We start from the raw sequence: 22,635 nt of genomic DNA on the forward strand, positions 1-22,635 counted from the left end.
CCGAATGCTCTCCCGGAACGCGGTTTTCCTCAGTCCCGCCTGGGGGTTTTCCCCCGCCGCGTGTTCCTGCGCTGCCCGCGGGCCGGCCGCGGTTCGCTGTGCGGACCGCCGCCCGAACCGACGCGGTCCGCCTCACGGCCTCAGCGGGCGCCCCACCACCTTCAGAGGGCCCCGCGGTGTCAGAGGGTGACCAGCGGACGCACCTGCTCGGCGGCGAACCGTACGAACCCCTCGGGGTCCGGCTCGTCCGCGGTGGGCTGCAGGACCACGGTGTCCGCGCCCGCCTCGGCGAGTGCGTGCACGGCCGCGGCGATCTCCGCCGCGTCACCGGCGGCTCCGAGTCCCGCGGACGGGTCGTGGCCCTCACGGCGAACCTCTGCCTCCACCCGCTCGGCCGCGCCAGGGCCCGTCGCCGCGTGGACGTACACCGTCACGGGATGGGGGCCCGTGCGCCCGGCCGCTTTCCGTCCCTCCTCGACGAGCGCGCACGCGGTGCGCAGTCCTTCGGCAGAGACGCGCGCGTCCACCACGGTGCCGTCCGCGCTCTCGCCGGTCAGCCGCAGGGACCGCGGGCCGATGGCGCCGGCCAGCACCGGAGGCGGGGTCAACGGGGGCCAGTCGAGGGCGACTCGGTCCAGTTGCACGTACCGGCCGCTGGTCGTGACGCGTTCCCCTGCCAGCAGCGCGCGCATCGCGTCCAGGTACTCGCGCAGCAGCGTCACCGGAGAGTCGACCCGCGCGCCGACCTGGCCCATCCAGTCCTGCACGCCATGGCCCACGCCGAGGAGCACCCGGCCGGGGAACAGGCGGTACAGGGTGGCCGCCTCCATCGAGGTCAGTGCGACATTGCGCAGCGGCGCCGGCAGCAGGCCCACGCCGACGCGGAGCCGCTCGGTCCAGGCGAGCGCTGCCGAGGCGCTGGCGATCCCGCTCTCCAGGAAGCAGTCCTCCCACAGCCAGAGTTCGTCGAGTCCCGCGCGATCGGCCGCGAGGGCCACATCGCGGAGTCGTTCCGGGGGTAGTTGCGGGCGGAACACGGCTCCCAGTGCGGTCATGTCCTCTTCCTACCAGCGCGTTCGGATGGGCGGCAATACCGTGCCTGTGGCGCGGACCGGGCCGTCTGCGCGGCGGGGCGGGGACGTACACGGATGCGCTGCGGCGCCGACTACTCCGTGGCCACGGTGAGGCAGCCGCGCAACTCCGCCACCGCCTCGGGCGTGCCCGCAACGCGTACGTCGCTCGGTACGCCGGGGGACTCGCGGTTCCACAGCCAGCGCAGCAGGTCGGCGGGTGGTGCGGAGACCGTCACATCGCATTCGGCGCGGCCGCCCGGACCGTCCGTGCCGCCCTCGACGGCGAACAGTCCGGGAGCGGTCCGTACCCGCCATTCCGCCCCGTCGGTGCGGAGCGTGTGCAGGCGCCCCGGGGACCGGTCCAGGATGCCGGTGAAGTAGTCACCCCACTCGGCGACGCTGAACTCCGCGAAGACGCGCAGTACTTCGTCGATCCCGTCGACCGCCAGATCCTCCGCCACGGGTGCCACCGGAACGCCCGCGCCCAGTTCGGCGTCGATGCGGTGGATCACGGTCTCCTGTGCCATCCGCCGGATCCAGAAGCCCACCGTGGGATCGGGGGTGTACCAGGATCCGGCGTGATCCTCGGGGCCGTGTGCGGCGAACTCCTCCATCAAGCCGGCATGGCCGCGGTCCAGGAGCTTCAGCGGATCCTCGTCGGCCAGTTCCGCGGGCGGCCACGGCTCGCGCTCCACGCCCTCGCGCATCGCCAGGGTCTTGTGCAGGTACACGTCGCCCACATGCCGGGTGAGATCGCCGACCGTCCAGTCCGGGCAGGTCGGCACGCGTGCGGACAACCGGTCGGGTACGACCGAACGCAGCCTGGCGAAGTCGGCGTTCAGGCAGGCGAGGAGACGTGAAGGATCCATGCCGGAGAGTGGATCACACGCGAACGCCGGGCGCGTCCCCTTATCCCTCGAGACCGGCCCGGTGGTCCGGCGAGACCGGCCCGGCTGCAGCGCCCGCAGCGTCCGCCGACCGCCAGAAGTTTGCGATTCCGGCAAGCTTGCTTGCGGAAAGGGTCGTGTCGCCAGCAGTCTCGGACGTGGAGGTGGTCACGGTGACCCAGGAGATGAACTCCAGCTACGACGCGGTGGTGATCGGCGGCGGATCCGCGGGCCTGAGCGGCGCCCTGATGCTGGCGCGGTCCCGCCGCTCGGTGCTGGTGATCGACGCGGGCCGACCGCGCAACGCCCCGGCCGAAGGCGTGCACGGACTGCTGGGCCGGGAGGGAACGCCGCCCGGCGAGCTGCTCGAGCGCGGCCGCGCGGAGGTCGTCGGCTACGGCGGACAGGTGGTGACCGGAGAAGTCACCGCGGTACATGCCCAGAAGCCGGGATTCGTGGTCACCCTCGCCGACGGTTCGTCGGTGGCCGCCCGACGGCTGTTGGTCACGGCCGGCCTCGTCGACGAACTGCCCGACGTGCCCGGACTGCGCGAGCGGTGGGGCGGCGACGTACTGCACTGCCCGTACTGCCACGGCTGGGAGGTGCGCGACCGGGCCATCGGCGTACTCGCGACCGGCCCCATGTCCGTGCACCAGGCTCTGCTGCTGCGTCAGTGGAGTCAGGACGTCACCTACTTCCCCCACACCGGAGCCGAGCCGGACGCGGAGCAGGCGGAACAGCTCGCCGCGCGCGGGATCCGGATCGTGCGGGGCGAGGTGACCGCACTCGAGCCCCTGGAGATCATCGGCGGCAGGACGCTGGGGGTGCGGCTCGCCGACGGGCGGTCCATCAGCCGCGAGGCCGTCGCCGTCGCGCCGCGCATGGTGGCCCGGGCCGGCTTCCTCACGGACCTCGGCCTGCGGGCGGTGGACCATCAGTCCGGGATGGGACAGCACATCCCGGCCGACGCTGTGGGGCGTACCGAGGTGCCGGGTGTCTGGGTGGCCGGGAACGTCACGGATCTGTCGGCGCAGGTACACACCGCCGCCGCGCAGGGGGCCGTCGCCGGTGCGCAGATCAACGCCGAACTCGTCGCGGAGGAGACACGGGACGCGGTGGCCGAGCACCGGGCTCAGGGCGCCGTTTCGTCCGGTGCGTGACGAGGAGGCGGCGCGTAGCCCGTGTCCCGCAGCATCGGGTGGCGGCTCGCACACGTCGGGCCGGGCGAGGCGCGTGCGGGCAGGCGTCTAGGGTTGATCCCCGGGGCGCCGCACCGGGCCCCGCTCACCGTTCAGAAGAGACCGACGTGCTCCCTGCCCCTCCGCGCCGCCTCGCAACTCGCCTGCGCCGCCCGGCCGTTGCCGGGGCACTCGCGTCGGCCGTGCTCGTCCTGACGGGATGCGCACCCGACGCCCCGCACCGCCCCGAGCCCCACCCGACCGGGAAGCCGTCCACCGAGTTCCGCGCCCCGCAGGCGAACGCCTCCTTCGACTACCAGCTCGGCGGCCCCTACCCGCCCCCGGCCGGAGTCACCGTGCTGGCCCGCGACCGCACCGCTTCCCCGGAACCCGGGCACTACAACATCTGCTACGTCAACGCCTTCCAGACCCAGCCGGGACGCGCGGTCGACCGCTGGGACGGCGACCACCCCGACCTGCTGCTGCGGGACGACAGCGGCGACCCGGTCATCGACGAGGACTGGCAGGAAGCCCTCCTCGACATCTCGACCGCGTCGAAACGCCAGCGCCTCCTCGACATCGTCGGCCGGTGGATCGACGGCTGCGCCGAGTCCGGATTCGACGCGATCGAGCCCGACAACCTGGATTCCTACGAACGCTCCGACGGCCTGCTCACCAAGAACGACGCCGCCGCCTTCGCCCGGCTCCTGGCGGATCGGGCGCATGCCCGTGGCCTGGCCGTCGGGCAGAAGAACACCACGGACCTGCTGCCCCGACGGGCCCGCATCGGCTTCGACTTCGCCGTCGTCGAGGAGTGCGCACGCTACGACGAGTGCGACCGGTTCGCCGACACCTACGACGACCGGATCCTCGACATCGAGTACTCGCCGCCCGACTACGACCAGGCGTGCCGCACGTGGGGGACCGCCTTGTCGATCACCCTGCGGGACCGCGATGTCACCCCGGCCGGCAGCGCCGGCCACGTACACCGGCACTGTTGAGCCGCACCCGGAGCGGGCCGCTCAGAACTCCTCGTGTGTCTCGGGATCCCCGCCCTGCCGCCGGTGCGGACGGTCGGCGACGGCGGCGAGCTCGTTCTCGTCGAGTTCGAACCCGAACACGTCCAGGTTCTCCTGCTGCCGCTTCGGATCGGCGGACTTCGGGATGGGCAGGGCGCCGAGCTGGGTGTGCCAGCGCAGGACGACCTGGCCGGGTGTCACGCCGTGCGCCCGAGCGATCCCGCCGATCGCGGGATCGTCCAGGAGCGGGCTGCGCCGGCCCAGCGGACTCCAGCTCTCCGTGACGATGCCCTTGTCCGCGTGGAAGGTGCGCAACTCGTCCTGGGGAAAGGCCGGATGGAGCTCGATCTGATTCACCACCGGCAGTACGCCCGTCTCCCGCTCCAGGCGGCCGATGTGCTCCGCAGTGAAGTTGGAGACGCCGATCGAGCGCACCAGACCACGCTCGCGCAGCTCGATCATGGCCTTCCAGGAGTCCACGTAACGGTCGACCCGGGGCAGCGGCCAGTGGATCAGGTACAGGTCGACCTGCTCCAGACCGAGGCGCGTGCGTGACTCCTCGAACGACGCGAGCGTCTCCTCGTATCCGTGGTGCCGGCCGGGCAGTTTCGTCGTGACGACGATCTCGGAGCGCGGTACGCCACTGTCCGCGACGCCGTGGCCGGTGCCCGTCTCGTTGCGGTAGTTGGTGGCGGTGTCGATCAGCCGGTAGCCGATGCGCAGTGCGTGCGCGACCGCGTCCCGCGCCTCGTCGTCGTCCAGCGGGTAGGTGCCCAGGCCGACCGCCGGGGCGAACGTGCCGTCGCCCAGCTCGTACTCGGGAACTGTGATGCCCATGGTGCCCTCCGTCGGTGTGCCGGGTGATCCGTTCATTGTGCGGCGGCACCCGGCGTCGACGCCGCCGGGGGAGTGCGGAGCGTCCGGTTCAACGCCCGGGGTGGCGGGCGGCACGTCCGTCGGAGGTGGCGCGCAGATAGCGTTCGGCTGCCATCGCCGCCTCTCGGCCGCAGCGCGCTCCGGTGAGTGCGCACAACTCCCGTGCCGTGCGCTCGAACTGGGCGCGGATCGCGGAGTCCACGGGGGACGCGAGGAATCTCAGCTCCCAGGTGCGGTACCGCTCGAGTTGACGTGTCACTTCGTGGGTGGCTTCCCGTAGCCGCATCGAACCGTGTCCTTCCCGTCGACCGTGCCGGCGAGCCCGGCGGGCGGACTCTGGGGCCTGGCACGGAGGAGACCGGCCGGCTGCGGTGAGCCGGACCGGCACCCTCACTCATGGTGCGTGCGGGGTCACCATCCGTCCTGTTGAACGGCGCGGACCAGCGGTTTTACGCCCCGTGTTGCACGGATGGCCCAACGCCCCGACCCTGATGGTGACAGTCAAGCGATATCTGCTCACGCTCCGTGTGCAGAGCTCCGGCCGGGGACGGAGCGCACGTCCCGCGGTGAGGAGCAAGCACGATGAACCACGCAGAACCCTGTCAGTACCACCTCGATGTACAGGTGACGCCGGAGCGGGTCGGGCAGGTCGCCCGGATCCTGACGGCCCACCTGCGGTACTGGCGACTGGAGAACCTCGCACGACCCGTCGACCGTTGCATCAGTGTCCTGCTGCACACGATCGCCGAACGCCGGGCGCAGTCCGGCGACTCGAGCGGCGCGACCGCCATCGAGATGTCGTGGAACGGTGAGTATCTGATCGCGGCGGTCTCCGACAACACCGGAGCCGCCTCGCACGGTCGTCCCGCATCGGACGACTGCCTGACCCGTATCAAGGAACTCAGCGACAGCTGCGGCCGTTGCGCGACCCCCATGGGGCGGATCATCTGGTTCGCGTACCGGGTCGGCGTGACGGACCGGGAGACGCTGGCCCGTCGGACGCCGAAGCCGGTGGCCGGCGCAGCATGTGCGATGCCCGGTGCGGGGCCGCGGCGGGTGGTGATCGCCAGCCCGGTCGACGTCGGTTCGGTCCGCGGCCGCGAGTCCGTCCTCAGCGGCGCCGGAGCCTGACCGCTCAGATCTGCGCGGCGCGGCGACAGCGGCGGCGCATACGAAAGGGGCCGGAACCCGAGACGACGGGTGCCGGCCCCTCTCTCCTGCGACAAGTGGTCCGTATGGGCCGCGTAGGGCCTGGACCGCGGCCTGGAGCCACTCGCCGAAGCCGTCGCCCGCTCCGGCCGTGAAGCCGCCGGGCGCACAAGGGGAGTTCAGTCGGTGAGCAGGTGCTCCCGGCCGAACATGGATGCCGCGGCCCGTGCGGTGGGCGTACCGGCGTCGAGATCGGCGCCGGCCTCCCGCAGCACGGACACCACGTCGTCCGCGCCCTTGAACAGGGCGCCGGCGATGGGGGACTGGTCGCGGTCGTTGCGCAGATCCGGGTCGGCGCCGTGGCGGAGCAGAGCACGCACCGTGCCGGCGTGCCCGTGATAGGCGGCGAGCATCAGCAGACTGTTGGCACTCTGGTCCGTCACGTCGACGGGGAGCCCGTGCTCGACGAACTCCACCAACTGCTCGGTGCTGCCCTCGCGTGCCAGGTCCATGGCGATCGTCACCACGCGTTCCGTCTGCTCAGGAGTCAGTCCACCTCCACTGCTCATGTGCACCTCCTCCTGATCGTGCGGCCGTAGTGATCGCTCAGCCATGGATCGTTCCGGTTCGAGCAGGTCTCGTCGGCCTGGTTCTCGAACGGCCTACACGCACCCGGCGTGCGTACGCGCGGTACGCGACGCCGGGTGCGGTGTGCGGGGCAAGCCCGCACTCACCTGGGCGGCCGGGCTCAGAGCTCGCCGGCGGCCAGGGCCTCGATCGCCTTGCGGACGCCCTCGCCGTAGGCCGGGTCGGCCTGCGTGCAGTTGGCGATGTGCCGCTCGACGGTGGCCTCGGACGCGCCGTCGATGGCGCGTGCCGTGTTCTCGAAGAGCACCTGCTGCTGCTCCGGGCTCATCTGCCGGAACAGGTTGCGGGGCTGCTCGAAGTAGTTGTCGTCGTCCTCGCGGTAGTTGAACCGGTCGGCGACGGCGCCCACGGCCTGGGCCGGCTCGCGGTAGGCCGGCTGCTCGGCCCAGCGGCCGTAGGAGTTGGGCTCGATGCCCGGGGTGGCGCCCTGGTTGCCGTCGATGCGCATGGCACCGTCACGGTGGTAGGAGTTCACCGGGTTCTTCGCGGCGTTGACCGGGATCTGGTGGTGGTTCACGCCGAGGCGGTAGCGCTGGGCGTCACCGTAGGAGAAGAGCCGGCCCTGCAGCATCTTGTCCGGCGAGTAGCTGATGCCCGGGACCACGTTCGCCGGGGTGAAGGCGGCCTGCTCCACGTCGGCGAAGTAGTTCTGCGGGTTGTAGTTGAGCTCCCACTCGCCGACCTCGATCAGCGGGTAGTCCTTCTTCGACCAGACCTTGGTGAGGTCGAAGGGGTGGAAGCGGTAGTTGTCCGCGTCCGCCTCCGGCATGACCTGGACGTACAGCTTCCACTTCGGGAAGTCGCCCTCCTCGATCGCGTCGAAGAGGTCACGCTGGTGCGACTCGCGGTCCTTGCCGACCAGGGCCTCGGCCTCGGCGTCGGTGAGGTTCTTGATGCCCTGCTGGGTGCGGTGGTGGAACTTCACCCAGAAGCGCTCGCCCTCGGCGTTGATGAAGCTGTACGTGTGCGAGCCGAAGCCGTGCATGTGACGGTACGAGGCGGGGATGCCGCGGTCCGACATGACGATGGTGACCTGGTGCAGGGCCTCGGGGAGGTTGGTCCAGAAGTCCCAGTTGTTCTCGGCGTCACGCAGGTTGGTGCGCGGGTCGCGCTTCACCGCGTGGTTCAGGTCGGGGAACTTCAGCGGGTCGCGGAAGAAGAACACCGGGGTGTTGTTCCCGACCAGGTCCCAGTTGCCCTCGTCCGTGTAGAACTTCAGGGCGAAGCCGCGGATGTCGCGCTCGGCGTCGGCCGCGCCACGCTCACCGGCGACGGTGGAGAACCGGGCGAACATGTCGGTCTGCTTGCCGACTTCGGAGAAGATCTTCGCGCTGGTGTACTGCGAGATGTCGTTCGTCACCGTGAAGGTGCCGTACGCGCCGGAGCCCTTGGCGTGCATGCGGCGCTCGGGGATGACCTCACGGTCGAAGTGCGCGAGCTTCTCCAGGAACCACACGTCCTGCAGGAGCATCGGGCCCCGCGGACCGGCGGTCACAGAGTTCTGGTTGTCGGGAACCGGTGCGCCGGCGACCGTGGTCAACGGCTTCTGGTTGTTCTCGGGCAAAGCTCGCTCCTCGGTGAGTGATTCGTCCGCGTGCGTCTCAAGGCCCGGCTCCTGGCCGGTCGCGCCCTTGTGTCCGCGCAGTCTGTCCCTGGCTGGGTCGTTGCCGATCCTACTCTGGACAATATCCAAGTCAAGCAGAGCTCCAGGGGCGTACCTGTTCTCGATTTTGGCCTGCTCGCTGCTAGGGTGGCCCGCATGAGTGACCTCCTGGGGAGACTGCGGACACGCGGCTGGCGCCTGACCGCTCAGCGGCGCGTCGTCGCCGAGGTCCTCGACGGCGACCACGTCCATCTGACGGCCGACGAGGTCCATGCGCGGGCGGTGAACAGGCTGCCGGAGATCTCCCGGGCCACGGTCTACAACACCCTGGGTGAACTCGTGAACATCGGCGAGGTCCTCGAGGTCTCGACCGACCGCCGCGCCAAGCGCTACGACCCGAACGCACACCGGCCGCACCACCACCTGCTGTGCGCCGGCTGCGGTGCGATCCGCGACGTACGGCCCGCGGGTGATCCACTGGCCGACCTGCCGGAGTCGGAGCGCTTCGGCTTCACCGTCTCCGACGTCGAACTCACCTATCGCGGCGTGTGCCCGGACTGCGCCTCCTGACCGGTCCCCGCCTCGGCCCTGATCGCCGGGCGGGCGTTGCCTGCGGTCGGCTCAGGAATCCCTGAGCACGGCCCGGATCACATGGCGTGCGTTCGTGGCCATCGCGGCGTTCCTGCTCCGGTGGTACGGCAGCGAGATGAGCGCCTGGGACAGGGCCCTGCCCCGGCCCCGCCGCCAGGTCGCGGCGTCCACACCGAGTGACTCGCGGAAGGCCGCGCGGCCCTCGGCGGGCAGCAGGTTCCACGCCGGGAACAGGTCGCAGGCCGGATCACCGGTGCCCATGCACCCGAAGTCGATCACCGCGCACAACCGCCCGCCCCTGAGCAGCACATTGCCCGGCATCAGGTCCGCGTGCAGCCACACCGGCGGACCGTCCCAGCCGGGGGCCGCCAGCGAGTCCGCCCAGACCGCCGCCACGGCGTTCCCGTCGATGCCCTCCTCGGGGATGCCGCGCAGTGCGTCGATCGCCGCCCGGGTCGCCGAGTCGAGAGACGCGAGCGGCCCGCCCCGATAGGCGTCCGGTGCGTCGGGCAGTCCCACCTCCCGCATGGCCCGCACGAAATCCGCCAAGTCCCGGGCGAGGCCCACCGGTTCGCGCAGCGCGTCCGGCTCCGGCAGCTCACCCGGCAACCAGCGGAACACCGACCACGGCCAGGGGAACCCCTCGGCGGGTTGCCCGCTGCCCACCACGGTGGGGACGGGCAGCAGCGGCGCGAGACGCGGCAGCCACTCCTGCTCCAGAACCACATCCGCGGCCCCGCCGGCCTGCAGCGGCAGCCGCACGACCAGATCCGGGCCGAGGCGGAACATCGCGTTCACGGTCCCGCCGGAAGGCTGCCGCCGTACCCGGAGCCCGTCCCAGTGCGGGAACTGCCCGGCCACGAGGCGCCGTACGAGCACCTCGTCGACCGGGACCGGGACGGTGCCCTGCTTGCCTGCGTTCATGACGTGTCATCCGATCGCCCACGCCCGGTGACCGTCAAGCGCGGCACAGCACCAGAAGCGGCACAACGGCCCGTCACGGTACGGAAACTCCGTGGCCGCCGGGCGGTCGTCGTCGCTAGGCTGCCGGTATGCGTGCCGCCGTCGCCCGAACCCACTACGTCTGCCTCGATTGCCGGGTCTCGTACAAGCAGGGATTCGATCGACGGCGGCAGCGAGTCTGCCCTCGCTGTGCGCGTCCGCTGTTCCACGCGGGGGCCGCCTTCGCAGCTCCGCCGCGTCGCGACATCGCGGCCTGGCGCGTGCTGGAGGTGCTGCTGAACGCGGGCGTGGCCTTCCACATGGGCTGCTGCGACGGCCCGGGATACCGGCCGCAGAACCTCCGCGAAGTACGCGAACGGCTCACCCGGGCGCGGCGCGACGGCATGCCGGCCCGCAAGGCACTCACCGACCACGGCCTGCTCTGAACCGGCGCACGGGCGGCCGAGGCGCGGTGGCCGGCGGGTGCGTGAACAGGACAGCCGCCACCGGGTGACCTAGCGTCGACTCGTCGACGCAGCCGTCCCCGGGAGAGCCGATGGGCCACGACTCACCGGACAGGACCGGCACCCGCGCGGGCCGCGCACGGCGGTGGATCCGGCGCAGCGTCCGGTCGTGGGGCGTGCTGGGAGTGCTGCTGGCGACCGTGGTGCCGGCCGTCGCCCCGGTCTCCCTCCCCGCTCCCGCCGCCGCGCGGACCGCTTCCGCCGCCGCACCGGCGGACGACCCCTGCGTGGTGCGTCTCGACGACTGCCCACGCGCCGTACGGCTCTACGAGTACAGCTTCACGCTCGGCTTCCACCCCTTCACCTCGGCGCAGGACGTGCGTACCCAACTGACCGACCACTTCTGGCTGTTCCCGGTGAGCGGCCGATGCCGCGGCGACATGTACCAGGGCCGCGACTGCGACCTGCTCGGCGGGAATCCGGTGACCGTGGAACTCGTCGGTGCGGACCATCTGCAGATCGCGACGCGGCGCGGCCACATGCTCGGCAGCAACCTGCACATCCGGTTCACGTTCTCGCGCAAGGCGGGCATGCACATCCTGACCGTGCGGGCCTGGCAGAACAGCCCGCAGGGCGAACGCCCGACCCGGCTGCGCAGAGAATCCGGCAAGGCCCTCGCCTGGCCCCTGTGGGCCGTCCTCGCCGACACCCTCAAGGTGACGGCGTACGCCGCCTGAGCGACGCCGGACCGCCCGTCACCGTTCGGGTACGAAGGCCCCGTCCCTCAGCACCGGGACGAGCGAAGACGAGTCGACTTCGCCGGCAACCGCTACGTCGTCGCCGAAGCCACCGGAGATCAGCTGACGGCCGGAGGAGCTCGCGGCGATCGTCGCGGCGGGGTCGGCCGTCGCGCCGTGGACGGCGGCAGCGGCGGTCGCCTCGGGCGACAGGACGGCGTCCGTGCGGTCCCGGAGCCCGGAGATGATCGCGCCCGCGCCGAGCAGGTCCTCGAGGGCGGGGCGCAGTCCGGCGTCCGGCCAGCGTTCGCCCGCCGCGACGACGGCCACGGGGCGGTCGAGGGTTCCGTACCCCCAGCGGGCGAGCCGGTCGGCGACGGCCGATGCGTTACGCAGCGCTCCGGCCACCACGTGCCGGGTGCCGGCCGACGCGGCGAGCGCGGAGCCGTTGGGGGAGGGCAGCACAAGCAGCGGGACGCGAGGGGCGGCGCGCAGGGCGGCCGGTGACAGTGACCAGGGCGAGGCCGGCGTGGCGGAGCGGCGGCCCACGGCCAGTTCGGCACCGAGGCCGGCGGCGAAAGCCTCGGCCGTGGCGTCGCGCCAGCGGTACGGCACGACCCGCGTGCCCGCATCGGCCGCCACCGTGACCGTGGTGGTGAACGACAGCACGTCCACGACGACGGTGCAGTCGACCTCGCGGCCGAGCCGTTCGGCACCTGCCGCGCCCCACTCGAACCGCACTCCGTGCCCCGACTGCAGAGACCACTCGTCGACCATGACGCAAGCCTGCCAGGTCGGTGTGGGCGGGGATCGGGCCGAGGGGGCTACTCCGGCTGCGTCCCGCGCAAGTCCACCAACGCGACCACGAGGGCGAGGAGTACGAGGGCGAGGGAGGTGACCAGGCCCAGTTGGAAAGCGCCCGCCCAGTCGCCGTGATGGGCGACATGGGCGAAGAAGACGGCGCCCACCGCGGCGATGCCGGCCGCCGAGCCGATCCGCTGCCCCGTCTGCAGTACGCCGCTCGCCGAACTGCCCAGCGACACCGGCACCTTGGAGAGCGTGAGGGTCACATTGGGCGAGATGACCAGGCCCGAACCTGCGCCCGCGAGCAACAGCGGCACCGCGGCGGCCCAGGCCACCGACCGGCCGGGCACGAGCTGGACCACGACGATCGTGCCCACCAGGCCCACCGCCACACAGACGAGCCCCCAGGCGACGAGGCGCCGCCCGAACCGTACGACCAGCCGCCCCCCGACGTTCGCGGCGACCGCGGATCCCGCGGCGACGGGAGTGGCCGCGAGGCCGGCCTGCAGTGCGCTGAAGCCGTGGCCGTTCTGCAGGAACAGCGTGTAGACGAAGAAGAGCGTCGTGAAGCCCGAGAAGTAGATCAGTCCCAGGAGTGCGCCGAGCGAGAAGGAGCGTTGGGCGAACAGCTGCGGCGCCACCAGTGGCGCCGCGCCGTGCGCGTCCTGCCGGCGTTGCCAGCGCCAGAAAGCGGCGAGCAGCAGCACGCCCACGCCGATCAGGAGCCACTTGCCCCGGCCGGTCCACCGCTGCTCCTGAAGCAGCGGCAGCAGGACCGCGACGACACCGGTGGCGAGCAGGATCAGGCCCGCCGGGTCGAGACCGGGGCGGCGTGCGGTGGTGTGCACGGTGCGGGGCAGCAGTCGGCGACCGGCCACGATGGCGGCGATACCGATGGGCAGATTCACGAAGAACACCCAGCGCCAGCCCTGCTCCGGTCCCGCCACCGCGATGATCAGCCCGCCGGCCAAGGGCCCGGCCGCGGTCGACACCGCGACGACGCTGCCGAGCATGCCGAACGCCCGCGCGCGCAAAGGCCCTTGGAACATCTGCTGGATGAGCCCGGACACCTGCGGAGACACCATCCCGGCCGCGACCCCCTGCAGCAGCCGGCACACCACGAGCCAACCCGCTCCGGGCGCGAAGCCGCAGGCTGCCGAGGCCAGCGTGAACAGGGTGAGACCGGTCAGGAACATGGTGCGCCGCCCGTGCAGGTCACCGAGCCGGCCGCCGGGCACCAGGGCCAGGCCGAAGCCGAGCGCGTACCCCGACACCACCCACGACAGGTCGGCGCCGGTGGCGTGGAGGCTCCGTTCGACGGACGGCAGGGCCACGTTCACGATCGAGGTGTCGAGGAGCGTCATGAAACCGGCCGTCAGACAGACGCCGAGCGCCTTCCAGCTACGCGGATCGGCCGCCTCGGCGGGAGCGGCACGCGCGGTGGGGGTGTTCATGCGCTCACGCTAGGCAGCCGCCGCCCACCTCGCAGTCCGGATGACGCGTGAGCAGTGACAGCGGCCGGGGGACCGAGCGGGGCGGCCGGGGCCATCTGGAGTACTCCGCTGTGAAGTCCCGCGCGAGCGGGCGGACGGTGGGAGGTGGAGGGGCCGCGGGCCGTCGGCCTCCCGTACGCCGTGGCGGCGGACCGAGCCGCCGCACGTCGCACCCTCGTCGGACGGAGACGGACGCGTGACCGAGGACATCGCAGCCGCTGACCCACTGACCGCTGAGCCACCGGTGCGGCACTGGCCGGCCGAGGACGTCGGCGGGACCGACTTCGACCCGGTGCTCGCCGAGCTGATGCGGGAGGGGCCGATCACCCGGATCTCCCTGCCGTACGGCGACGGCTGGGCGTGGCTGGTCACCCGGTACGAGGACGTGCGGGCGGTGACCAACGACCCGCGCTTCGTGCGCCGCCCCGTAGCCGAGCGCCAAGTCACCCGGATCGCCCCGCACTTCAAGCCCAAGCCGGGCTCCCTGGCGTTCGCCGATCCGCCCGACCACAACCGGCTGCGCCGGGTCGTCGCACCGGCGTTCACCGCGCGCGGCGTGGCGCGGCGGCAGGCCCACGCGCAGGCGGCGCTCGACGGCCTGGTGGACGCCCTGGTGCAGGACGGCCCGCCCGCGGACCTCACGGCGCGCGTCCTCGAGCCGTTCCCCATCGCCGTGCACTGCGACCTGATGGGCGTACCGGAGGCGGACCGGCCGCGGCTGCACGACCTGACCCAGCAGATCGTGTTTCCCTCCCGCGACACCCGTGCCACCGGCCGGGCCAAGGACGAGCTGTACGCCTGGATCGCCGGTGAGATCTCCTCCCGCAGAGGCCGGGCGGAAGCCGTCAGCGCAGCGGACGAGGAGATCCTGTCGCTGCTTGCCGCCGGGGTGGACCGCGGTGACCTGACCGAGGAAGAGGCGATCGGCGTCGCGGGGCCGCTGCAGATCGGTGGCGAGGCGGTCACCAACAACACCGGCCAGATGTTCTTCCTGCTGCTCACCCGCCCGCAGCTGCTCGAGAAGCTGCACGCGGACCGCGCACTGCGACCGCGCGCCATCGACGAGCTGCTGCGCTACATCCCGCACCGCAACTCGGTCGGCCTGGCACGGATCGCCACCGAGGACGTCGAGTTGCGCGGCATCCGCATCAGCGCGGGCGATCCCGTCTATGTGTCCTATCTGTCCGCCAACCGCGATCCCCACGTGTTCCCGGAACCGGACCGGATCGACTTCGAGCGCGAAGCGCCTGCCGCGCACGTGGCGTTCGGACACGGGACTCACTACTGCACCGGGGGCCCGCTCGCCCGGATGCAGATCGACCTCGTCGTCGACACACTCGTCGACCGCCTGCCCGGGCTGCGGCTGGCCGTCCCGGCCGAGCAGGTTCCCTGGAGGCGCAACGCACTCATCCGGGGGCCGGAGTCACTGCCCGTCACTTGGTGAGCCGGGCCGGCGTCGGGTCTCCGGGGAGTGGGGCGATGGGCGCCCGGACAGTACTAAGCCCCCCGCCGGGCTCCAGTACTCGAAGTACCGAGTTCGCGCAAGGGGTATGACGCTGTCTCAAGTCGCCCGGGAATGCAGGTTGTTGAAATCCGGAGTGATGGTTGCGCATACAACGCGCGGACGTGTCGGGCGACTTGCCGTGTATGTCGACCTTGTAGGGCTGGTGTTTGTCCGGGTAGGCGCGGTTTCATCCTCGACTCATCACGGAGCGTGCGCAATTGGGGAGCGGACGCAGTGAAGTGGCCTGGGTTGCTGTGTTTTAGGTCACACTCGTGATCGTGGAATGAGAAGTGCGTGTTACTCCCGCATGGCGGGTTCGCGTCGGCGTGGTCGCTTCTCGGACGGCCGCGGCGTGAATCCCTATGTGGGGGAGGCCTGGCTTGACAGTTGTGAGCGCCGAGTTGGCCGAATTGGATGACGCGCGTAGAGAAACGGCAGTGGCTACACACGGTTACCGGTTGACCGCCCGCACCGCCGTCAGTTGACTACCGCGCACCACCCCCCACCTCGGAGAGTCCCATGCGGGCGCATACCCCTCACGTGTCCCCAAAGTTACGGACAGACCTGGTCGTAGCGGTCAATCCGCTCCATCGGCCGTCGCCCCGGCTGACCGCCGCCGTGTGTCGCGCCGGCGCGCTGGGAGTACTCGAGCTGCCCGACGGCCGGCCCCGCAGGGCGGCTGAGGCCCTCGAGCGTACGGCCGAGTGGTGCGCGGACCGCCCCTTCGGTGTACGGGTACGTCCCGGCTGCCCGGTCCCCGCCGCCCAACTCCCCGACAGTGCGACGACGGTGCTGCTCGCCGACCCGCGGCGTTCGCCGGCGGAGTTCCCCGGACGCCGCGTCCTCGTCGAGGTGACCAGCGCCGCTGAAGCGGCGGCGGCGCAGGCCGGCGGTGCCGACGGACTCCTGCTGCGCGGCAGTGAATGCGGCGGCCGCGCAGGGGAGTTGAGTACCTTCGTCCTCCTCCAGAGGGTGCTCGCCGACCCCGCCGTCACCGTTCCCGTATGGGTCTGGGGCGGCATCGGACCGCGGACCGCCGCCGCAGCGACGGCGGGGGGAGCCGAGGGCGTCGTACTCGACGTCCAGCTCGCCCTCCTCGACGAGGCCGTACCCACCGCTGCGATCGGCGCCGAACTGGGCGCGCTCGACGGCTCGGAGACCGCCCTGGTGGACGGCGTCCGGTACTTGCGCCGTCGCGGCCCCGGAGCGCCTCCGGCCCCTGTGGACGGGGATGCCGTCCAGCGTGCGTTCGCCTCGGACGACCCCGGACAGCGGCTGCTGCCGGTGGGTCAGGACGGTTACCTGGCAACCTCGTTCGCCTCCGGCGCGCGCACGGTCGCCGAGGCGGTACGACGAGTGCGTGACGCCGTCACCCGGGCCGCCGCTGACCCGTCGGCGCCCGCCGGGGCCCTCGCCGAGGGCTCCCCGGGGGCGCAAGCGCTCGGCACCCGACTCCCCATCGTTCAGGGGCCGATGACCCGAGTCAGCGACGAACCCGCCTTCGCGGCGGCCGTCGCCGCCGAGGGTGGGCTGCCGTTCCTCGCCCTCGCCCTCGCCGACGCCGGGCGCACCAGGACGATGCTGGAGCGCACCCGGGAACTCGTCGGCCCGGACACCGCATGGGGAGTCGGCATCCTCGGCTTCGCCGACGAGCAGGTCAAGGAAGCCCAACTCGCCGTCGTACGCGAGCTCAAGCCCAGCCACGCGATCATCGCCGGCGGCCGGCCCGCACAGGCGGCAGCCCTCGAGGCGGAAGGCATCTCCGCCTTCCTTCACGTGCCGTCGCCCGGCCTGCTGCGGCAGTTCCTCGCCGCGGGAGCCAGGAAGTTCATCTTCGAGGGCGCCGAATGCGGGGGACACATCGGCCCGCGCAACAGCTTCCCGCTCTGGGAGGCGCAGACCGAGGTGCTGCGCGCCTTCGTCGCCGAGAACGGGGAACGGGCGGCCGCCGAACTCACCGTGCTCTTCGCCGGCGGCATCCACGACGACCGCTCGGCCGCCATGGCCGCCACCGTCGCCGCCCCGCTCGTCGAGAAAGGCGCCGCTTTCGGCGTCCTGATGGGCACCGCGTATTTGTTCACCGACGAAGCGGTCGGCGCCGGCGCCATCAAGCCGCTCTTCCAGCGCCGGGTGCGCAGCGCGGAACGCACCCAGCTCCTGGAGACCGCGCCCGGGCACGCCACCCGCTGCGCGGCCAGCCACATCACCCACGACTTCGCCGCCCTGCGCAGTGAACTCGCCGCGAACGGCGTCCCGGACCGGGAAGCCTGGGAACAGCTCGAGCGCTTCAACGTCGGACGCCTCCGGCTCGCCTCCAAGGGCGTCGAACGCGTCGGCGACGTCCTGCACGACGTCGATGAGGAGCGCCAGGACGCCGAAGGCATGTTCATGGCCGGAGAGGTCTGCGTACTGCGGACCGGCACCACCACCCTCGCCGCCCTGCACGAGAACGTCACCCGCGGCGCCGCCGACCTGCTGCACCAGCGGGCGGACCGCCCGCACCCCGAAGCCCCGGAGACCGAGACCGCGCCACCGCCGCTGCGTGTCGCCGTGGTCGGCATGTCCGCCATGTTCCCGGGTGCCCCGGATCTCGCCGAGTTCTGGTCCAACGTGGTCAGCGGCAAGGACAGCGTCACCGAGGTTCCCACCCATCGGTGGGACCCCGCCCAGTACTACGACCCCGAGGGCGACGGCGAGCAGACGCCTTCGCGCTGGGGCGGATTCCTGCCCGAGATCCCCTTCGACCCGCTGCGCTACGGCATACCGCCCGCGGCCCTGCCCAGCATCGAACCCGTACAGCTGCTCGCCCTCGAGGCAGCCCGCCGCGCCCTCGCTGACGCCGGGTACGAGGGCTCCGAGGCCGACCACCGGCGCACCTCCGTGATCTTCGGCGCCGAGGCGGGCAGCGATCTGTCCAACGCCACCACGCTGCGCACCGTACTGCCCGCCTACACCGGCACGCTGCCGCCCGGGCTCGACGCCCAACTCCCGCGCCTGACCGAGGACTCCTTCCCCGGGATGCTCGCCAACGTCATCGCCGGCCGCATCGCGAACCGGCTCGACCTCGGCGGCGCCAACTACACCGTCGACGCCGCCTGCGCCTCCTCCCTGACCGCCGTCGACACCGCCTGCAAGGAACTCACCGCCGGTACCAGCGACTTGGTGCTGTGCGGCGGAGCCGACCTGCACAACGGCATCAACGACTACCTGCTCTTCTCCTCCGTGCACGCCCTGTCGCCCACCGGCCGCTCGGCCACCTTCGACGCGCGCGCAGACGGCATCGCGCTCGGCGAAGGAGTCGCCTGCGTCGCCCTCAAACGCCTCGCGGACGCCGAACGCGACGGCGACCGCATCTACGCCGTCATCGACGGTGTCGGCAGTGCCAGCGACGGCCGGGCCCTCGGCCTCACCGCCCCCCGCCCCGAGGGCCAGCGCTCGGCACTCACCCGCGCCTACCGCAACGCCCGTGTCGCACCTTCCGAAGTCGGCCTGGTGGAAGCACATGGCACCGGCACCGTGGTCGGTGACCGCACCGAACTCGGCACGCTCACCGAGGTGTTCACGGAATCAGGCGCGCGCCCCGGCAGCTGCGCCATCGGCTCGGTCAAGTCCCAGATCGGGCACACCAAATGCGCCGCGGGCCTCGCCGGACTCATCAAGACCACACTCGCCCTCCACCACGGAGTCAAACCGCCCACCCTGCACCTGTCCGAACCCAACCCGGCCTGGGACCGCGACAGCAGCCCCTTCGCCTTCCACACCACCGCCGCACCCTGGGCCACCGAAGCCGGCAAGCGCATCGCCGGAGTCAGTGCCTTCGGCTTCGGCGGCACCAACTTCCATGTCGTACTCCGGGCCCACGAACAGGCACCCGAGGCACATGCCCTGCACGCCTGGCCCGCCGAGCTCTTCACCTTCCGAGGCCGCGACGAGGAAGCGGCGCGCGAGGCCGCCCGCGCCCTCGGCGATCGCGTCGCCGAAGGAGGCCCCTGGCGACTGCGCGACCATGCCCGCAACGCCTCCTGGCTGAGCGACCAGGCCGCGCTGCGAGGCGAGCCGGTGCGCATCGCCGTGGTCGCCCGGGACATCGCCCGACTGCCCGAGTTGCTGCGCCGGGCCGCCGACGGCGAACACGCCCCGGGCGACGGACTGCACGCCGCCCACGCAGTGTCCCAGGAGGTGCGGGACGGGCGGCTGGCCTTCCTGTATCCGGGGCAGGGCAGCCAACGACCCGGTATGTTCGCCGACTTGTTCGTCGCCTTCCCCGAGTTGCACCGGTACCTGCGTCTCGGCTCCCGCTGGGCCGGCACCGTCTTCCCGCCGGCCGCACTCGACAAGGCCGCGGAACGCCAGGCACGCGCCCGGATCACCGACACGGACGTCGCTCAGCCGGCGCTCGGCCTCACCGCCCTGGCCGCCACCGACCTGCTCGGCACGCTCGGCGTACGCCCGGACATGGCCGGCGGGCACAGCTACGGCGAACTGGCCGCCCTGGCCGCCGCTGACGTCCTGAACCCGGCCGAGCTGCTGGACGCCAGCGCCGCCCGCGCCGCGGCCATCCTCGGCCGGCTCCCGGACGACGACCCGGGCACCATGGCCGCCGTCGGTGCGTCCGCGGCTCGGGTCGAGGAGGTGCTGCAGCTTGCCGGCCTCGCCGACGACGTGGTGGCCGCCAACCACAACTCCCCCGAGCAGACGGTGATTTCGGGCCCGACCCGTTCGGTGACCGCTGCCGTCACCCATCTCGGGGACGCCGGCCTCACGGCCAGAACGCTCAAGGTCGCCTGCGCCTTCCACAGCCCGCTGCTCGCCGGAGCCGGCGACGACTTCGGCACCCACCTCGCCCAACTCCCCTTGGAATCCGGCGTCTTCCCGGTCTGGTCGAACCGGACCGCGGCTCCCTACCCCAGCGACCCGGAAGGGATCCGCGCCGAACTCGCGCAGCAGATCGGCTCTCCTGTGCGCTTCGCCGAGCAGATCGAGTCGATGTACGAGGCGGGCGCCCGCGTCTTCGTCGAGGCCGGACCAGGATCCGTCCTGAGCCGACTGGTGAGCAACGTGCTCGGCGACCGACCCCACCGCACCGTGCCCCTGGAACAGGGCCCCGATGCGGCCGGACTTCCCGGGCTCCTCACCGCGCTCGCCCACCTCGCCGTCAGCGGAGTCGACGTCCGCACCCGCCGCCTCTTCACCGGCCGCGACACCCGGGACCCGGCCACCGCCGAGGCAGTACGGCCCCCCGCGTTCACCGTCGACGGCCAACTGCTGCGCCGCGCCGACGGCAGCTCCCCACCGCACGCCCTGCAACCGGCCCGACCCGTGACGGAGTTCACCGTGCCCGACCAGCACCAGGTCCACCCGGCGCCAGCCGGACCCGAAGAACTGATAACGGACTTCCTGCGCAGCAGCCGGGACCTGGTCGCCGCGCAACGCGACGTGCTGCTGTCCTACCTCGGAGCTCCCGAACTCCCCGGCGAACAAACTCGGTTCACGAGTCAGGTGCCGGAGTCGCCGGCTGCGAGGCCGACGATGGAGCGCGTCGTCGAGCCGCAGGCGACCAGCGAGCCGCAGCCCACGTCCGGCGCGGCCGTGCTGGACACGGTGCTGGCCGTGGTCGCGGAGCGCACGGGGTATCCGGTGGACATGATCGAGCCCGGGCTCGATCTGGAGGCCGACCTGAGTATCGACTCCATCAAACGCGTCGAGATCGCCGGCGAACTCGCCGTCCGGCTCGGACTGCCGGTCGAGGGCGGCGCCCAACTCGACGAGCTGAGCGCGGCCCGCACCGTCGAAGGCATCGCCGGGCTCCTGACCGAACGCATCGGCGGAGTGTCCCTTGCACATGACGCACCCAACTCACCCGCCGCACTTCCGGCGCCCGTCGGGCCGGCGGCCGTGCTGGACACCGTGCTGGCCGTGGTCGCGGAGCGCACGGGCTATCCGGTGGACATGATCGAGCCCGGGCTCGATCTGGAGGCCGACCTCAGCGTCGACTCCATCAAGCGCACCGAGATCGCCGGCGAACTCGGCGCCCGGCTCGGCCTGGACGCCGAGACGGCCGACCTGGAGCGACTCAGTACCGCGCGCACCGCGGCCGCCCTGGCCGAGCTCATCGGCGAGGCGCTCGGCGGGCCGTCGCCGAGCGGCGAGGCACCGGCAGCCTCGACGCCGACGCAGGAAGCGTCGAGCGCCGACGACGACCGTTCCACCGCTGTCCAGGTCGTGGCACCGGAACGGCTCACCTTCACCGAACGCGACCTCGAGCCCGTCACCGCGAGCCCCGCCCGCGGCAGCCGCGTACAGCTCATCGGAGGCGGCGACACCGCACGAGAACTGGCCGCCCTGCTGCACGAGGACGGCGTCCACACCGAACTGCTGCCGACCGGACAGCATCCGGCCACCCGCGCCGACGCCGTGATCCACCTCGGCGCACTCGACAGCGGCGACCCCCTGCTGCCCGACGCGTTCCCGCTGTACCAGCGCATCCTGGCCGACCCGCCGCAGCGCCTGCTCACCGTCGACCGACGCGGCAGCGGCGCACCCAGCGGACTGCGCGGCTTCCACCGCTCGGTGGCCCGCGAGTACCCGCAGGTCTGCACCACCCTGGTCGAAGTGCCGGGCACAGCCACACCGTCCGAGACGGCCCGGGCGCTGCGCGCCGAACTCGCGGTCGCCGACGCCGACGCCGAACCCGTGGTCCTCGCCCGCGAGGGCCGCCGCCACGCCCTGCACCTCGCCCCCGCCCCGCTCGGCGCCGTCGCCGCCACCGGAGCCGGACCCGCCGGTGACGGAGCGGCGGAGGCCGATGCCGCGGGCCTCGACCGGGCATCGGTGGTCCTGCTCGTCGGTGGGGCCCGCGGCATCACCGCGCGGTTCGCCCGCACCCTCGCCGCAGCGACCCGCTGCCGCCTGGTCCTGGCCGGCCGTACCCCCGAGCCCACCGGCCCGGAGGACCCCCTCACCGCCGCGGCCGGGGACCGCGCCGGCCTGCGTGCCGCGCTGCTCGCCTCGGGAGCCACCCGCACCCCGGCCGATACGGAACGCCGGGTCGGCGCCCTGCTCGCCGAGCGCGAGGTGCGGGCCACGCTGGCCGCACTGCGCGACCTCGGCAGCGAAGCCCAGTACCACCGCGTCGACGTCACCGACGCCGAGGCGGTCGGCGCACTGGTCAAGGACGTGCACGCGCAGTACGGACGCCTCGACGGCCTCGTCCACGCGGCCGGTGTCATCGAGGACCGGCTGATCGCGGACAAGTCGCCGGACTCCTTCGCCCGGGTCTTCGCGACCAAGGCGGACGGCGCCCGCACCGTCCTCGACGCCGTCGACACCCTGGCGGAAGGTCCCCGCTTCGCGGTCCTGTTCGGCAGCATCGCCGCCGCGCTCGGCAACCGCGGCCAGAGCGACTACGCCGGCGCCAACGACGTACTCGAGGAACTGGGCCGCCGCTGGTCCACCCCCGAGCGGCGCGGACTGACCGTGCACTGGGGGCCCTGGGCGGCGTCCGACACCGGCGGCGGAATGGTCACCCCCGAGCTGATGCGCTCGTACGCGGCCCGCGGCATCAAGCTCATCGACCTCGACGAGGGACCGCTCAGCCTGCTGCGTGAACTCGCCTACGGCGCACCGGACGAGCACGCCGTCGTCTACACCGCGTCCGGGTGGTGACC

At 72.2% G+C, this 22,635-nt stretch carries 17 protein-coding genes; 8 read left to right on the plus strand and 9 right to left on the minus strand.

Annotated features, from left to right (window positions below; genetic code table 11):
* Positions 1-179 precede the first annotated feature (179 nt).
* Together DSC45_RS20405 and DSC45_RS20410 are read right to left on the minus strand one after the other, a co-directional pair.
* On the minus strand, positions 180-1,055 hold the full coding sequence (locus DSC45_RS20405; protein WP_119293028.1) for an LLM class flavin-dependent oxidoreductase: 876 nt from the start codon (positions 1,053-1,055) through the stop codon (positions 180-182).
* A 110-nt stretch (positions 1,056-1,165) separates the two neighbouring features.
* Positions 1,166-1,942, minus strand: a complete 777-nt coding sequence (locus tag DSC45_RS20410) for a maleylpyruvate isomerase family mycothiol-dependent enzyme (RefSeq protein WP_119293030.1) — start codon at positions 1,940-1,942, stop codon at positions 1,166-1,168.
* 203 nt (positions 1,943-2,145) lie between these two features.
* Between DSC45_RS20410 and DSC45_RS20415 the strand changes: the two genes are divergently transcribed.
* Together DSC45_RS20415 and DSC45_RS20420 are read left to right on the plus strand one after the other, a co-directional pair.
* Complete coding sequence (locus DSC45_RS20415; protein ID WP_119293278.1) at positions 2,146-3,120, plus strand: NAD(P)/FAD-dependent oxidoreductase; 975 nt, start codon at positions 2,146-2,148, stop codon at positions 3,118-3,120.
* Positions 3,121-3,266: 146 nt separating this feature from the next.
* A complete protein-coding gene (locus DSC45_RS20420; protein ID WP_240434750.1) occupies positions 3,267-4,139 on the plus strand; it encodes an endo alpha-1,4 polygalactosaminidase in 873 nt (290 codons plus the stop codon).
* A 21-nt stretch (positions 4,140-4,160) separates the two neighbouring features.
* On the opposite strand, the gene DSC45_RS20425 is transcribed toward DSC45_RS20420, so the two are convergent.
* Positions 4,161-4,994 carry an aldo/keto reductase gene (locus tag DSC45_RS20425; RefSeq protein ID WP_119293032.1) on the minus strand — a complete coding sequence of 278 codons (834 nt, stop codon included), beginning with the start codon at positions 4,992-4,994 and terminating at the stop codon, positions 4,161-4,163.
* Between the two features lie 88 nt (positions 4,995-5,082).
* Positions 5,083-5,319, minus strand: coding sequence for a DUF5133 domain-containing protein (locus DSC45_RS20430; RefSeq protein ID WP_119293034.1), 237 nt, complete (start codon positions 5,317-5,319; stop codon positions 5,083-5,085).
* A 296-nt stretch (positions 5,320-5,615) separates the two neighbouring features.
* Between DSC45_RS20430 and DSC45_RS20435 the strand changes: the two genes are divergently transcribed.
* Positions 5,616-6,164, plus strand: coding sequence for a pep a2 (locus DSC45_RS20435; protein WP_205571381.1), 549 nt, complete (start codon positions 5,616-5,618; stop codon positions 6,162-6,164).
* 197 nt (positions 6,165-6,361) lie between these two features.
* Here DSC45_RS20435 and DSC45_RS20440 read toward each other — a convergent pair whose 3' ends face one another.
* The gene (locus DSC45_RS20440; RefSeq protein WP_240434764.1) at positions 6,362-6,757 is read right to left on the minus strand and encodes an ankyrin repeat domain-containing protein; all 396 of its coding nucleotides are present in this window, start codon (positions 6,755-6,757) and stop codon (positions 6,362-6,364) included.
* A gap of 173 nt (positions 6,758-6,930) precedes the next feature.
* Complete coding sequence (locus DSC45_RS20445; RefSeq protein ID WP_119293038.1) at positions 6,931-8,394, minus strand: catalase; 1,464 nt, start codon at positions 8,392-8,394, stop codon at positions 6,931-6,933.
* Between the two features lie 195 nt (positions 8,395-8,589).
* Here DSC45_RS20445 and DSC45_RS20450 point away from each other — a divergent pair, with 195 nt between their 5' ends.
* On the plus strand, positions 8,590-9,003 hold the full coding sequence (locus DSC45_RS20450; protein ID WP_119293039.1) for a Fur family transcriptional regulator: 414 nt from the start codon (positions 8,590-8,592) through the stop codon (positions 9,001-9,003).
* Between the two features lie 51 nt (positions 9,004-9,054).
* On the opposite strand, the gene DSC45_RS20455 is transcribed toward DSC45_RS20450, so the two are convergent.
* On the minus strand, positions 9,055-9,948 hold the full coding sequence (locus DSC45_RS20455; RefSeq protein WP_119293041.1) for an aminoglycoside phosphotransferase family protein: 894 nt from the start codon (positions 9,946-9,948) through the stop codon (positions 9,055-9,057).
* Between the two features lie 128 nt (positions 9,949-10,076).
* Between DSC45_RS20455 and DSC45_RS20460 the strand changes: the two genes are divergently transcribed.
* On the plus strand, positions 10,077-10,412 hold the full coding sequence (locus DSC45_RS20460) for a deoxyxylulose-5-phosphate synthase (RefSeq protein ID WP_119293042.1): 336 nt from the start codon (positions 10,077-10,079) through the stop codon (positions 10,410-10,412).
* Positions 10,413-10,522: 110 nt separating this feature from the next.
* Positions 10,523-11,167 (plus strand): hypothetical protein, encoded by a 645-nt coding sequence (locus DSC45_RS20465; protein ID WP_240434751.1) that lies wholly within the window; start codon positions 10,523-10,525, stop codon positions 11,165-11,167.
* Between the two features lie 18 nt (positions 11,168-11,185).
* Here DSC45_RS20465 and DSC45_RS20470 read toward each other — a convergent pair whose 3' ends face one another.
* Both DSC45_RS20470 and DSC45_RS20475 read right to left on the minus strand, forming a co-directional pair.
* Positions 11,186-11,944, minus strand: a complete 759-nt coding sequence (locus DSC45_RS20470) for a 2-phosphosulfolactate phosphatase (RefSeq protein ID WP_119293044.1) — start codon at positions 11,942-11,944, stop codon at positions 11,186-11,188.
* Between the two features lie 47 nt (positions 11,945-11,991).
* Complete coding sequence (locus DSC45_RS20475; RefSeq protein WP_119293046.1) at positions 11,992-13,425, minus strand: MFS transporter; 1,434 nt, start codon at positions 13,423-13,425, stop codon at positions 11,992-11,994.
* Between the two features lie 235 nt (positions 13,426-13,660).
* Between DSC45_RS20475 and DSC45_RS20480 the strand changes: the two genes are divergently transcribed.
* Complete coding sequence (locus tag DSC45_RS20480; RefSeq protein WP_240434752.1) at positions 13,661-14,908, plus strand: cytochrome P450; 1,248 nt, start codon at positions 13,661-13,663, stop codon at positions 14,906-14,908.
* A gap of 579 nt (positions 14,909-15,487) precedes the next feature.
* Entirely contained in the window at positions 15,488-22,633 is a 7,146-nt protein-coding gene (locus DSC45_RS20485; protein ID WP_119293048.1) for a type I polyketide synthase, read from the plus strand.
* The last annotated feature ends 2 nt before the right edge of the window (positions 22,634-22,635 follow it).

Source organism: Streptomyces sp. YIM 130001 (assembly GCF_003574445.1).
In the GTDB taxonomy this organism is placed as follows: domain Bacteria; phylum Actinomycetota; class Actinomycetes; order Streptomycetales; family Streptomycetaceae; genus Streptomyces.

Coding starts and splice junctions, on each gene's coding strand:
- DSC45_RS20475 (WP_119293046.1), bottom strand. CDS start 13,425: ATGAACACCCCCACCGCGCGTGCCGCTCCCGCCGAGGCGGCCGATCCG.
- DSC45_RS20435 (WP_205571381.1), top strand. CDS start 5,616: ATGAACCACGCAGAACCCTGTCAGTACCACCTCGATGTACAGGTGACG.
- DSC45_RS20460 (WP_119293042.1), top strand. CDS start 10,077: ATGCGTGCCGCCGTCGCCCGAACCCACTACGTCTGCCTCGATTGCCGG.
- DSC45_RS20455 (WP_119293041.1), bottom strand. CDS start 9,948: ATGAACGCAGGCAAGCAGGGCACCGTCCCGGTCCCGGTCGACGAGGTG.
- DSC45_RS20415 (WP_119293278.1), top strand. CDS start 2,146: ATGAACTCCAGCTACGACGCGGTGGTGATCGGCGGCGGATCCGCGGGC.
- DSC45_RS20470 (WP_119293044.1), bottom strand. CDS start 11,944: ATGGTCGACGAGTGGTCTCTGCAGTCGGGGCACGGAGTGCGGTTCGAG.
- DSC45_RS20430 (WP_119293034.1), bottom strand. CDS start 5,319: ATGCGGCTACGGGAAGCCACCCACGAAGTGACACGTCAACTCGAGCGG.
- DSC45_RS20485 (WP_119293048.1), top strand. CDS start 15,488: ATGCGGGCGCATACCCCTCACGTGTCCCCAAAGTTACGGACAGACCTG.
- DSC45_RS20465 (WP_240434751.1), top strand. CDS start 10,523: ATGGGCCACGACTCACCGGACAGGACCGGCACCCGCGCGGGCCGCGCA.
- DSC45_RS20450 (WP_119293039.1), top strand. CDS start 8,590: ATGAGTGACCTCCTGGGGAGACTGCGGACACGCGGCTGGCGCCTGACC.
- DSC45_RS20425 (WP_119293032.1), bottom strand. CDS start 4,994: ATGGGCATCACAGTTCCCGAGTACGAGCTGGGCGACGGCACGTTCGCC.
- DSC45_RS20405 (WP_119293028.1), bottom strand. CDS start 1,055: ATGACCGCACTGGGAGCCGTGTTCCGCCCGCAACTACCCCCGGAACGA.
- DSC45_RS20410 (WP_119293030.1), bottom strand. CDS start 1,942: ATGGATCCTTCACGTCTCCTCGCCTGCCTGAACGCCGACTTCGCCAGG.